This window comes from Acinetobacter sp. 24-47-39, from assembly GCF_056783825.1.
This window is the reverse complement of record NZ_JBWYIP010000006.1, coordinates 58,868-72,851: the sequence shown is the minus strand read 5'-3', so window position 1 is coordinate 72,851 and position 13,984 is coordinate 58,868. Positions and strand designations below refer to the sequence as shown.

Here is a 13,984-nt window from a genome sequence, read left to right as displayed (position 1 = left end):
CTTTCCATATTTACTTATTAATTTCGAGGTGTAATGCGCAATTCACTATTCAAGCGACCGCCAGTAATGGCCAATTCGCCTAAACGAGCGCCAGCACCTACAGTTGGAGGATAGAAGTTGATGTCTCTTGCTCTAAAAACACCCGAAGTTGTCTTTTGAGGATTGAACATCAAGGCAGCATTCACACCAAATTGTCCCGCACCATTTTGATCTTTACTAACAACCAATGCATTATTAAATGCAATTTTACCTGTCAAACGGTCTAAACCAAGTGTTGAACCATTATGAGGATCGGTAATTTGGAAGGTGTTATTGTCACCTTTCAGCTCTAATTCACCTACAAAAGATAAGTTCTGACCATCTTCAGCAGCATTATTTGGAATTAAAGAAAAATCAACATCACCACCAAGACGTGATTTCACCACAAACATCACATCATCAGCTAAAGCAAAATTGTTATCTGGTGATGAACTTCGCGTAGCACATCCTGCTGCTCCACTATTTAATTTACAGGTTTTATAAATGGTACCTGGCAGATATCCCGCAGCAACTTCTGTTGATAAAACAATCAACATATCGCGCAAGCTGACATTTACACTACCATTTTCTACGCCCATATTTCCTGTTCCCTTCGCGTACAGATCAATATTACGTAAACCCATATAGTAATCTGTTGAAGTTGCCGTATCTCCACTGCCTACCTTACCTCCATCAACCACTAAAATTGACGTGGTTTTATTGCCTAGCGCTTGACCATTAGCTCGATCTACCCCAGAGGTACTCATTGCAAAAGACAAACCAATTCTTGAGGTATTACCCGCTGTAGCAATCATGTTTTTAACAACATCGGAGCCTGCTAATGTGTAATAAAAAGCTTGATCTGCACGAACTGATGTTCCATATAGAGCAAGATTGGCATTCAGATTATAAAAAGGCAGTGCCAAGCCCCACTCATTTTTAACATTTGTATTCGCAAACAAGTTAGCTCCTGGTGTTCCTGCACTATTGGTAAAACGTCCACGGCGGGAAATAGACTGAAATTCAGCACCACGAATCGCAGCAATCAAGCTGTATGGATTATCACCTGTTACTGCATTATGAATTTGGTGCTGATAATCAGTTGCTAAGGTTAAATAACTTCCATTACCAAAACGACTTTTTTGGAACACTTCGTTTTCAGGTAAGCGCAGTGTTTTTGTATCTGCTAAATTGAGATACACATTACCACTGTCAAAAGATGCTCGAGTATTTGGTCTTAACCCTGTTAAGTTACTAAACTCAAAACCGTATGCATTTAGACCTGCCCCACCAATTTCTAAAGTCGTTGCTTGGCCATCACTTCCGAGCATTGAATCATTGTCTTTGGTAAAGTCAGCTTTCATACGGAATCCGATTCCAGAATCACCAATTACACTATTACTGGATGAAGCCGTTGGACTATTGGCATTTCCTAGAACACTTTCCTTGCCTTTTGTACCACGAAATTGCAACGATGAATTGACCATTCGCCCGCTGGCACCTACACGGATGAGTCCTTTAGCTCCTTGAGGATTATTTGTATTGCTATTTAAAGCATATGGGTCATTTGAGCTCACGTTCTTATTCAACATTACTTCGATATTTAGACCTGAGTTTGTTGTTTCACCCTCAGCACCTGACTTACCATTGCCATAGGTTCCTGTGTTAATAAATCCTGCATTTTTTGAAGCCGAATTTGCAACACGGTTTAAATCCACATAACCCAAATTATCATTAGGCGTACTACTCATACCGGCAACATTATCTGTCGACCCTGTACGTGTATTCGACTGCATTCTCAATCCCTCAACCTCATCGACAAAAATGGCACCACGTGCTTTGAAGTTGAAATTGAAGTTGTTTAAAACAAGTTGGTTGAGTTGATTTCGTGCATCAGTCTGCCCTAAATAGATATTGGCATTCTTAATCCCTAGTGCGATTTCGCTAAGGTTCTCTTTGCTGAATAATCCATGAATCGTTCTAAGCGATAAATCAGTATTCGAAGTAGTTTGTAAAGCCAATTGACCCATTGAAAAACTACAACGGCTTGAACTCTCATTATCACAAATTCTAAGATTATTCATGGTCACTAAAGCAGGTGTCACACTGGCATTGAAGTCTAACCCTGCTTGGTTCGCATTGCTTCCAGCGTTAATTTTAATGTCTGCCCCTAGTGTTTGATTAGATACATTACTTTTTCGAATAAAGACATTATCTGCTGTTGCCTGCAATGTATTATTGGTTGCTCCACTACTGCCACGACCTGCTTGATCTTGCCAATAGACCTGATCCATGTTGGCTTCAGTCAATGTTGTCGAGATATGAACACCATCTTGACCATTCACATTTCGCAAAGCTTCGTCATGCATCACTTCTAAAGCAATGGCATGACCGCTTGCAAGCAAGATACTCAGGCTTAATGCATTCATAACCAGCAATGAGCTGTGATTATATTTTTTATTGTTCATCACATTTCCTTATGCATGTCTAATTTCAACAACGCTGGTGACTGCCGTCACAACCAAACATCATGACGTTACCCTGAACAGCTAAATTACCATTCATTTTTAAACCCATAAAACCAGTTTCTCGCCCATGGTCATATGCAGAACGAGGAGCATTAGATGAATCATAACGTGTCACTTGCAGGTAACCATAGTCAGCAGGACTTGTTCCTACACCCTCAGTGGTGGCATTACTGGTAAATTTATCCTGACCAAAAGCCAAAGCATCAAAACCAAAATTACGAATTTGAATTGGCTTAGATGCATCAAAGCTTAGTTGCATCGCTGCTTTAAGCTGATCAGTACCAGAATCATTTTTATAGCTGAGATCTACACCATCCAAGCCAATCTTTTGAATATTTAGAGTACCCTGAATCCCTTTAAAAACAAGCCATAATTTAAAACCATCTGTACTACTTGCTTGACCATCTTTGATATAGCGATTATTGACAGCAAGCGCGAGACGACAATATTCCACATCCTTACACAGTGCATCATCAAAAACATAACGTTGAACATTATTCTCAGTCACTAACTTTTGGTTTAAAGAAAGTTTTAATGAGAGATCAGCTCCAGCTTGTCCTTCAACATTTTTTAAAGCTTCATCTGACATGGGCTCAAGTGCATAAGTCATTGATGCTATAACACTGAATAGGACAGCGACTAATGAATTTTTCATGAATGCTCTCCTATAATCCTTTTGTGGTGATTTTCATATGCTGAATAAGAACACCATCAATGACCGCAGAACCCATATTTTTAAAATTTGACGGTGGCAATGCGGCATTAGGCGTTTGGGGAATTGGATTGACTGCACCAAAACTTATACCTACTGCATCTGATCCTTTATAAGCACTTAAAGTATTATTCGCAGCGTTATAAGAAGTACTTCCAATAGTGATACTGCTATGTGTTGCATTCGTCCCTTGATAGCCATTCAACCCATTGGTACCACATTTATAAAAGTTACAGGTTGAGCCCGCATATTCTGTCGAGTTTGGATTGCTATAATCTGTGTATATTTTTTTATAAATTTCAGGTTTATTTGGAATACGCGTGAGTTCCAAACTAAAGTTTTTACCATCAGAGCCTAGAATCAAAGGCTGATAGAGTGAACCCAATACGATATTGGCATTCAAATTATGAATAAAGATACCCTCATTGGCATCAAATACTGGTGCCAGAGTATTGTTGATGGCAGGGGTTTGTAAATTAGGAGTGTCTGATGTTTCACGCGTACTCAGTCTAAGAATATTGGCTGTTTTATTCCCCGTCGTCAGATTTTGACCATCACCTGAGTTCAAACGCACAAGTCCAGCAACACCCAAGGTGTTGTTATAAAATGCACTCATGCCTGCTTGGTTATTTGCACCATTTAAAGTTTGAAAGATTTTTATATTACTTCCATTAATGGAAAAATTATTCCAAATGGCCTGTAAACGAAGTCGATTAGCACGATCCGCATTACTCGTTCCTGCTTTTTCCCCCAATTGGTAAAGTAGTGGATCCCCTTCTTTACGAGAAGGATCAAGCACAAAAGCATCCGCCCACATGGCCATCTTTAATTTATAAGCATCAAGACCATTAGCTGCATCTGTAGGACGAACTGTGTCCATTAATGGAGCTTCAAGCGTCAAGAATGGAACCTGACAGCTAGGATCATTACTTATACATGTTTTATTTAAATCAAAATTTGGAACCTGATTTTCAGTACCGACTCGAAGTAGCCATGGATTGGTTGCTGTTCCCCATGATCCTATACGTGCATCTTTGTCTGTCGCAGCTAAGCGCGTATTATGATTATTATCAGATTTAGATAATGCGAGACCATATACGAACAAATCAGCCTTACCGACGGAATGATCTTCTGACCCTACTGTTCCATTTTTATTGGTATCCAATGCCGCATCTGTTAAAGGACCCACTGGAATGAGATGAATATATCCAGTATCTTTTTGGCGATTCATTAAATCTGCCGCAGTTGAATTTTCCCCTTGAAAAACAAAATAAGCATCTTGAGGAATCATGGCGACACCCTCACCAGTCGTCGCACTTAAATTTTCATCCGAAAGAGGCTGCAATGCGTAGACCGAAACCGTAGTAAGCGTCATTAAACTTGCAAGTAAAGTCTGATTAAATATGTTCGTATAATTAAGTGCCATCTCGACCTTCCCGTATACGATGCCTTGCACCATATTTATATTTTTAATTGTTCAGAGAAGAATTCCATGCTTCTCTTTTAATATTAAGATTACATCACAGTTTATAGTATATAAATGAAGTGGAATTTGCAAAAAATTGCGATTGGGTTGGCATTTTTTCCGATAAATGAATAAGCTCAATTTTTCAGACACTTATAAAAAAAGCAAACTCATTGAGTTTGCTTTTTGCATGAAGTCTTACAATTCAATACTTAGGTTTTAGGTAAAGTTACACCTGTTTGACCTTGGTATTTTCCACCACGATCTTTATAAGATGTTTCACACACTTCATCAGACTCAAAGAATAACATTTGAGCAACACCTTCACCAGCATAAATACGTGCAGGTAAATTGGTTGTATTTGAAAATTCCAAGGTCACATGACCTTCCCACTCTGGCTCAAGTGGCGTCACGTTTACAATAATACCGCAACGCGCATAGGTTGATTTACCTAAACACACCGTTAAGACATTACGTGGGATACGGAAGTATTCTACTGTACGAGCAAGTGCAAATGAGTTAGGTGGAATAATACACACGTCAGCTTCGATATCGATAAAACTTTTATCATCGAAATTTTTTGGGTCAACAATAGCAGAGTGAACGTTTGTGAACACTTTGAACTCACGCGCACAACGAACATCATAACCATAGCTTGAAACGCCATATGAAATGAGTTTTTGACCATTTTCGTCTAAACGAACTTGGTTTTCTGCATACGGTTCAATCATGCCGTGTTTTTCGCTCATTTCGCGAATCCAACGATCAGACTTAATAGCCATTTATTTATTCCCAGAATACATATTCAATTACTGCGCTGTACTTTAACTGAAAACCCCGTCAATGGAAATAACCCACGATTTGTATTCCTGTTCAGTCTGCTGCGGTGAATCATCTTAAAGACTTAACAATGCCGAATAACTCATTGGAATTGAGAAACTCATCAGGACTAAGGATGCTGTTTTTTGCATATTGGACTGGTTTAACCATTTAATTTTATTATTGGCTAACAGCGACCCAATGAGTGTCCAAATAAAAGCGATGGGTAGGATCAATAAAATAAACATCAACATGTGCGCAATATAATAATCTACACTCACCCAAACAATTGCAGGGAAAATAGCCGAGGCAAAAAGCAAAGCTTTAGGATTGAGTAAAGTTGCACAGAATAATTCAGAAGCTTTGATGGTGGGCTGGTTCAACTGATGTTCTACGTTGGCAGTGCGCCATAATTTGATGGCCAGATAGATAATATAGAATGAACTAAATAATTTTAATATCACTGGCAAAATTGGCAAATGAGTGGTGACACGACCAATTAAAAACCCCCATGCAGTGATGGCAATAAGATAGCCTAATGCTTCCGCGGGTATTAAGCGAAATGACTTTTTAATACCTACCTGTATGCCTGAAGATGCAAGTAAAGTATTGGTTGGTCCGGGTGTGAATAAAATCGTGGTAACCAACGCAATAAAGAGCCATGAAATCATAGGATGACCTCGCTGATAATGCGCTCAGATTAATCAGGATTATTTCAATTGGCAAAATATTATTTGTGTGAAAATTTCTCAAGAATGAAACACAATTTTTTTTGTAATATTTTTCATCAGGTTAGTTTGTCATTTAAATTATAACTCTGAAGTCACACGATGTAATCGAAACGAAAAACATGATGTACTTTTGCAAAAATGCTTATAGCACGTTCTTCATCGATGAAATTCAGCATCACAGTCCATTCACGCTGTGATGCTGAGTTCAAGCATTAATTTGACTGTTGTTCAGCTTCTTGAACCTGAATATTTAAAGATTTCTTTTGGAATTCTTCAGGATAATCAACATAAGGAATAATGGCAGCAGAAGCTGTCGTTGACAGAATGAGAGAAATCATAACCATCTTCATTGCAGTGATTGAACGCATTTCTATACCCATATAACGTGAAATTTCAAAAAATATTTTAGGTAGAAAAATTAGAGTAAATAATCCTAAAACGACGAACGGTCAACAAAAAAACCTGCCTAAGTAAGACTTAGACAGGTTTAACATTGAGTCTTTTCAAATAGTTAGAAAATCCGACTTTGATCTCTTTCAGCTTTAGGCAATGCAGCTGCAATCTTCTGTGCAATTTCAATATAACTATCTGCGGCATCATCACCAATCAATACAGATGGTTTACCTTCATCGGCATGCTCTCGGATTTTCGCATTCAATGGTAAACGTCCAAGTAATGGAATATCGTATTGTTCCGATAACTTATCGCCACCACCAGTACCAAAGATTTGCTCTTCATGGCCACAGTTTGAACAAATATGTGTCGACATATTTTCCACCACGCCCATCACAGGAATTTGAACACGGTTAAACAATTCAATACCTTTGGTCGCATCCATCAATGCGACATTTTGTGGTGTCGTCACGATCACTGCACCGGTCACTGGAATACGTTGTGCCAGAGTTAATTGAATATCCCCTGTTCCTGGTGGCATGTCGATCATTAATACATCAAGATCAGGCCAAAGGGTTTGGTTGAACAGTTGCATCAATGCGCCTGTTGCTTTTGGACCACGCCAAGCCACAGGAGTATTGTGATCTCCTGTCAGATGACCAATCGACAACACCGCCATACCAAAAGCATCCAACGGTACAAAATGTTCTGCCTCGATCATTGGGGTTTTACCGGCATTGCCAAGCATCGTTGGGATACTTGGACCATAGATATCTGCATCCAACACACCTACTTTCAGCCCGAGCTTTTGTAATGCCAGAGCTAAATTTACCGTAGTGGTTGATTTCCCTACACCACCCTTACCTGACGAAACTAAAATCACGTTCTGGATACGTGGATGCTTAGGTACATCACGTTGCTGTGGTGCAGCTTTTTGAATCGGGGCTTCTTCTTGTTGAGGTTGGTAATTCGCATTCGCTTGTTTTACCGCATCTTGGCTTGCAGATGCATCTACAACAGGAGGCAGATTGGATTTTGGGGCTTCGGCTTTTTTGCTTGAACAGCTTTCACCTGCTGCATGGTTGTGCCCACAACCACCTTGTTGTTGAGCATGACTTCCTGTTTTCTGCTGAATGACATGCATATTCAGCTCTTTAATCCCACACTTTTCCAAAGCATCAGCGAGTTCATCGTGAATTTGCTGTAACTGATCTTTTTCACTTGGCACGGTATTAATGGTAATTTGCAGTACATCACCTTCAACATTGACCTGTGTGATTCGATCTTTCAAAAAATTGTCAGAATTCGGCAAAACGTAGTGTTGTAATACGTGTTGTACAGACTCTTCATTCACCTCCTTTGAGGGTGAAAAAACAGATTTGAGTGAAGAAAGCCACGACATACCGTACTCCAAGTCTGGACAGAAACTGATAAAGGAATAGTTTAACGAGAAATATCAACAAGGTTAAGCAACAATATATTGATCCCCGTTTGAATAGAAATATGTTAGTCGAATTCCAACTAAATTAGTCAGCTTTTTTATTATTTTTATTGGTGTATTTCCGATGCTGTCATTGATAAGGGCTATAAACTTGATTTCACTGTTAAACACCTTGATTCATGTTGCAAGTGATTCATTCCTTCAACAAATACCAACACAATAGCGAATTTTTCACATTAAAATTGAAAAGAATATAAAACCAAGATAACACTTCGATATGTCTTTAAAACAAATAAATCTGAAACTTAAATTAAAAACACGCTCAATAACTGCCTTAATGAGCACAATGCTCCTTCTACCAATTTTAGGCTATGCCGCCAATGAATCCCGAAGTTTTCGTACTCCTTCAGGACAAATCATCAGCTTAGGTGACTCTTATGCAAAATTAAGCTCACACATGAAGCAGACGCCGACTTCAACACAACATTATGAATGAAAAGAAGGAAAAAATCGTTTTACGGCTTATAGCTATACCTACGAATTTCATGATCTGATTTACACGTTTACTGTGGTGAATAATGAAATTAGAAAAATCGAATGGATTAGAAAAAATTAAAAAAAAAGCTCATCTGATGATGAGCTTTTTTGTGATCAATTTACTTTTTCAGTTGATCAATTTTCTCTGATGCTTTTGCTTTAAGATCCGCAAATTTTTCACTCGCTTGATCTTTAAGGTCATGCAATTTATCTGCTGCTTGCTCTTTTAAATCTACCGCTTTATGTTTTAAATCATCTAAAGTTGAATGCGCTTCAGAAGAATTTTGCTGCGTGTCATGTTTAAGATCATTCAGTTTTTTTTCACCTTCAAGCTTGGCTTCTGCTGCACCATGCTTCACTTGATCCAATGCTTTCTCGCCTTTCAGCTCAGCTTCTTTCGCCTTCAATTTCAGATCATCGCCGAGTTCTGAAGCTTTGTTTTTTAAGTCATCAATTTTATTATTCGACATCTTCAATCCTCTTTATCGCTTTGATAGTGAATCTTAGTTATATCGAAGATTTGCAGTGCTCATCGTAAATGTTTCGAATCACTACAATTTCTCACATGATGATGTAGAACAACACTACGCTGTAACTTTTGATTTGAAAATGATGAATTTAGGAGCGAATACTCGACATAAAGTTCAATGCAGAAAACAACCAAATAAATAAAATAAAGCTTCGTGCTTGTGTGAAATGCTCGACATCCGTGCCATGCAAAATATTATGACGTGTCGCAGTCACATTCGAGCTTGAATCCATTTTATAAGCCGCGAGTTCTGCAAAGTACGGATTAAGCTCAATGGCAATCTTAGATTTATGCCAGAGGCTCTTAATTTCATTGCCTTTCAAACCCGGTACAATTTTATAAACATCGACTAACTTCGTGCCATTTTGCTTTAAGAAACCTTGTTGAATCAGCACATCTGTCAGTAAACCTTCAAGTTGGGCATAAAGTAATGGTACACAACCTGCATAACAGCCGAGTTTATACATTTTAAAAGCTTCTATAATCACAGGACGACGCAAGGCTTTATTCTGCTCATCGATCTGCATAGCATCGAAAGCGGTCAACACATCTTTTTGAAAAGCTTCAGTGTTAATAACATCAAGTAAGTTAAAACTTTGCACATCTTCATAAGCATGAATTTGTTGCCAAAAGCGCATCAGATTTAACGCATCATTGGCAACTTTCGAACCGACAGGTTGATCCAACTGATCGGCAAGCACATTAAAATATTCATCTTGCTGGGCAAGTTCACGTAAATGATTGACTAAAAGTGTATGTTCGCCTTGTGAGATTTGATCAAGATAATCCTGTGCCTGATTAAGAATTTGCTTACCCAGAGTTGGTAAGCCCTGCACATTCAATTTGATGCGTTTTACAGGTTGCTCATCTTCATAATCATCAAAATCGTCATACATCGTCAAACACTCAGGTGAATAGCAGGATATCTATTATCCCTGATAAGTATGTAACAAAGTAGCCTTTCCACGTGCTCTAACTTTGTTAATAAATAAGAATTCATCAAAAGGCTTATGCAAGTCTCGCCTATCTCATGTAAAATTATCGCCCATTGCATAAAATACGAATGAGAGAGTCAGATCCGTGCGTAATATCTTAGTCACTAACGCCCTTCCATACGCCAATGGCCCGATCCATATGGGTCACTTACTCGGTTATATCCAAGCAGATATTTGGGTACGTGCGATGCGTGCAATGGGTCATAACGTGACTTATGTCTGCGCGGACGATGCTCACGGCACAGCAATTATGCTACGTGCCGAAGCCAACGGCATTACTCCAGAACAGCAAATTGCCAATGTGCAAAAAGAACATGAGCGTGACTTTGCCGGCTTCAAGGTTGATTTCGATCACTACGACTCAACCAACAGCGCTGAAAACCAAGCACGTGCTTCTGAGATTTATATTAAGAACCGTGAAGCAGGAAATATTGCAGTTCGTCCTGTAACCCAGTTATTCGACCCTGAAAAAGGCATGTTCTTGTCTGACCGTTTTATTAAAGGCACCTGCCCGAAATGTAAAGCGGAAGATCAATACGGCGACTCATGTGAAGTATGTGGTACAACCTACAACGCAACTGAATTACTCAATCCAAAATCAACTTTGAGCGGTGCGACACCTGTCGAGAAATCTTCAGATCACTACTTCTTTAAACTGCCTAACTTTGGTGAATACCTACAAAAATGGACACGTGACGAAGGTCGTTTACCTGTATCGATTGCCAACAAACTTGATGAATGGTTTGAAGCAGGTTTGTCAGATTGGGATATCTCGCGTGATGCGCCTTACTTTGGTTTTGAAATCCCTGATGCACCGAACAAATATTTCTACGTTTGGGTGGATGCGCCAATCGGCTATATGTCGAGCTTTGAAAATTACATCAAAACTAAACGTCCTGACTTAAGCTTTGATGACTATTGGAAAAAAGATTCTAAAAATGAGGTGTATCACTTCATTGGTAAAGACATCGTGTATTTCCACGCATTGTTCTGGCCTGCAATGCTTGAAGGTGCCAACTACCGTACACCGACAAGCCTATTCGTAAACGGTTTCTTGACTGTAAACGGTCAGAAGATGTCAAAATCTCGTGGTACGTTCATTAAAGCGGAAACGTATTTAGAGCATTTAAACCCTGAATATTTACGTTACTACTTTGCGTCTAAACTTTCTGACAAAGTTGAAGATTCTGACTTGAACCTTGATGATTTCGTTCAAAAAGTGAATTCTGACCTTGTTGGTAAAGTGGTGAACATCGCAAGTCGTTGTGCGAAATTCATTAACACGAAATTTGACAATAAATTGTCTGCGACTTGTGCAGAGCCTGAGTTGGTTCAAAGCTTTATTGATGCTGGTGATTCAATTGCTCAGGCTTATGAAGCTCGTGAGTTCTCAACTGCGATTCGTGAAATCATGGCGCTTGCGGACAAAGCTAACCAATATATTGATGAGAAAAAGCCTTGGGCTTTAGCAAAAATTGAAGGCGAAGAACAACAAGTTCATGATGTGTGTTCAGTGGGTATTAACCTATTCCGTCAATTGGCGGTGTACCTTGCGCCTGTATTGCCAACATTGGCAGAACAAGTTCAAGCGTTCTTACAGCTTGACAGCTTCAACTTTGAATCTCGTAAGCAAATCTTGGTTGCACATGAAATTGCATTGTTCCAACCATTGATGCAACGTGTTGATCCGAAAGCGGTTGCTGCCATGGTGGATGCATCTAAAGATTCTTTAGCTGCCCCTGCTGAAGCACCAAAAGCTGAGAAGAAAAAAGAGAAAGCCAAAGAGAAGAAAGCTGAGCCGAAAGTGGGTGAAGCTGAAATTATCGGTATCGAAGACTTTATGAAAGTTGACCTACGTGTAGCGGAAGTTCTTGAAGCCGCTCACGTTGAAGGTTCGGATAAACTTTTACAACTCACTTTAAATGTTGGTGAAGCTGAACCACGTAACGTGTTTAGCGGTATTCGTGAGTTCTATAAGCCTGAAGACTTAAAAGGCAAATTGGTGGTAATGGTTGCTAACCTTGCACCACGTAAGATGCGTTTTGGTATTTCTAACGGTATGGTGTTAGCTGCGGGTAATGGCGAAGGTGTTTGGGTGATTTCACCTGAATCTGGTGCTAAACCGGGTGATAAAGTTTCTTAATTTTTAGACACTTATAAAAAGCCCTGCTATATTCTTAGTGGGGCTTTTTTATACAAATGATTTAAATGAAACTAACATTACAAGAAATTAATGATGTCATAAATGCTATTTCTAACTCTATTGATGCTGAACAATATGATGAAGCATTGTTAGATTCGGAGAAGATCTTAAATGAACTCGAAAAGTATGAAACTTCCGAATCAGTATTACATTTATTGTTTAATTTAGCAGCGCAGTTTATAGACGTAGGTACATCTTTAAGAAATAAAAATGCTGTTTCTAAAGGTATCCAAATTTTAGAAACCAACTCAGAGCATTATGAAACTCAATCAAATATTAACTATTATTATAATTTAGCAAATGGAAAATTATCTTTAGCAAATGACTGTGGTTATTCCGAAGAAAAAGTAAATTTTAAAAATTTAGATTTATATAATGATGTTAAAAACCTATATTGGAAAGCATATAAATTAATTAAAAAGGAAAATAACTACGATTTATACCAGCAAAATATAATTAATCTTGCAAATACTCTCAAACAACAATTTCGTTTTTCAGAAGCTTTACAACTCTATAATTCCGTAATTGAACAAAATACTCCCTACCCTCAAGCATGGTTAAATCGAACATCATGTTTAGAGCAATTCGACCAATTATTAGATCATCGCACTGAAAAAATGATTACTGAAATAATCAAAGGATATAAGTTTGCTAGCGAATCTCCTTTAATACCTAAGGCTTGGATTCCCTATTACAATAGTAAAATAGATTATTTAACTCAAAAATTAAGTTCCAAAAATTTAGATATTGACGAATTAGAAACCCATAAAGAATATTACTCAATGAGTGAATTTCGACAATGGTGCATAGATGAAAATTTAACACTAAATGTCCATGGAATGTATTGTTCATGCATCGCTAATGAACGAGATAATCTCACTTTATTAGGAGGTGTGATTTCTTCTGACAAAATTCTTCAATACGAACAATACTTAAACCGTATTAAAGCTGAGTTCTCTTTGGTTCGCGTTCTCTACTATGAATCTAAATCTACCGAGAGCTCGAAGCTTGATTTTGAAAGTTGTTACTCAGAATTATATGATCAAGAGATTATTAACATAAGATCTGAAAAATTAAGAACTTGTTTTAGATTATGCTTTTCTATACTAGATAAGTTAGCAATTTTTCTTTGCCAATATTTTGGATTAACAATTAATAAAAATACGGCTTTTAATAATTTTTGGCATACAAATAAAGTAAAACTTGAAGAAAAAGAAAATTTTGCTTTGATTGCGATCAATAGTCTTATATATGATCTGAATGAAAAAAGTGGGCAATTTGGATTTTATAAAAATTGGCGAAATGCATTAGAACATCACATTTTATTTTTAGTTCCTGATTCATATGAGTTCACTAATGACTCAACTCATACTTATGTAAAAATCAACGAATTTGAAAGTAGCCTTGAAAATTTACTTCAATTTACTCGATCTGCCATCTTTTCAACAGTATTTGCAATTGTTGAAGATTTTCGCCAAAAACGACCTCATGATAGTAAAAATGTAATAAAAATTACGGTTCATAAAAAAGATTTTAATCAAATTTATTAAGTAGCTAAAACAGTATTTAATCACATGACATGCGACATGGATGTCGCCCGTTCGTTAGGGGAA

The 13,984-nt window shown here is 38.0% G+C and carries 11 protein-coding genes and 1 pseudogene; 3 read left to right on the top strand and 9 right to left on the bottom strand.

The genetic code is table 11. The features are described from left to right. Window positions 1-17: 17 nt before the first annotated feature. The 7 genes and pseudogenes from AC1M9C_RS07090 to apbC form a co-directional block, all read right to left on the bottom strand. A complete protein-coding gene (locus AC1M9C_RS07090) occupies window positions 18-2,486 on the bottom strand; it encodes a DUF6160 family protein (protein WP_481587281.1) in 2,469 nt (822 codons plus the stop codon). Between the two features lie 25 nt (window positions 2,487-2,511). After that, window positions 2,512-3,201: a hypothetical protein gene (locus AC1M9C_RS07085; protein ID WP_481953439.1), complete on the bottom strand. Its 690-nt coding sequence runs from the start codon at window positions 3,199-3,201 to the stop codon at window positions 2,512-2,514. 106 nt (window positions 3,202-3,307) lie between these two features. Then, window positions 3,308-4,717 (bottom strand): annotated as a pseudogene (locus AC1M9C_RS07080) (hypothetical protein); the annotation flags it as partial. 218 nt (window positions 4,718-4,935) lie between these two features. Beyond that, window positions 4,936-5,505, bottom strand: a complete 570-nt coding sequence (gene dcd / locus AC1M9C_RS07075; protein WP_004694514.1) for a dCTP deaminase — start codon at window positions 5,503-5,505, stop codon at window positions 4,936-4,938. 114 nt (window positions 5,506-5,619) lie between these two features. Continuing rightward, on the bottom strand, window positions 5,620-6,213 hold the full coding sequence (locus tag AC1M9C_RS07070; RefSeq protein ID WP_035269555.1) for a LysE family translocator: 594 nt from the start codon (window positions 6,211-6,213) through the stop codon (window positions 5,620-5,622). A 272-nt stretch (window positions 6,214-6,485) separates the two neighbouring features. Next, window positions 6,486-6,641, bottom strand: a complete 156-nt coding sequence (locus AC1M9C_RS07065) for a hypothetical protein (RefSeq protein WP_179999384.1) — start codon at window positions 6,639-6,641, stop codon at window positions 6,486-6,488. 143 nt (window positions 6,642-6,784) lie between these two features. After that, window positions 6,785-8,068, bottom strand: coding sequence for an iron-sulfur cluster carrier protein ApbC (gene apbC / locus AC1M9C_RS07060; protein WP_481953438.1), 1,284 nt, complete (start codon window positions 8,066-8,068; stop codon window positions 6,785-6,787). A gap of 385 nt (window positions 8,069-8,453) precedes the next feature. On the opposite strand from apbC, the gene AC1M9C_RS07055 reads away from it, so the two are divergent. Further along, window positions 8,454-8,603 carry a hypothetical protein gene (locus AC1M9C_RS07055; RefSeq protein ID WP_481953437.1) on the top strand — a complete coding sequence of 50 codons (150 nt, stop codon included), beginning with the start codon at window positions 8,454-8,456 and terminating at the stop codon, window positions 8,601-8,603. Between the two features lie 160 nt (window positions 8,604-8,763). Here AC1M9C_RS07055 and AC1M9C_RS07050 read toward each other — a convergent pair whose 3' ends face one another. Continuing rightward, complete coding sequence (locus AC1M9C_RS07050; protein WP_092766966.1) at window positions 8,764-9,114, bottom strand: hypothetical protein; 351 nt, start codon at window positions 9,112-9,114, stop codon at window positions 8,764-8,766. Window positions 9,115-9,262: 148 nt separating this feature from the next. After that, window positions 9,263-10,069, bottom strand: coding sequence for a hypothetical protein (locus AC1M9C_RS07045; protein WP_481953436.1), 807 nt, complete (start codon window positions 10,067-10,069; stop codon window positions 9,263-9,265). A 184-nt stretch (window positions 10,070-10,253) separates the two neighbouring features. Between AC1M9C_RS07045 and metG the strand changes: the two genes are divergently transcribed. After that, on the top strand, window positions 10,254-12,311 hold the full coding sequence (gene metG, locus AC1M9C_RS07040; RefSeq protein ID WP_481587286.1) for a methionine--tRNA ligase: 2,058 nt from the start codon (window positions 10,254-10,256) through the stop codon (window positions 12,309-12,311). 65 nt (window positions 12,312-12,376) lie between these two features. Beyond that, a complete protein-coding gene (locus AC1M9C_RS07035) occupies window positions 12,377-13,921 on the top strand; it encodes an LA2681 family HEPN domain-containing protein (RefSeq protein WP_481587287.1) in 1,545 nt (514 codons plus the stop codon). Window positions 13,922-13,984 lie beyond the last annotated feature (63 nt).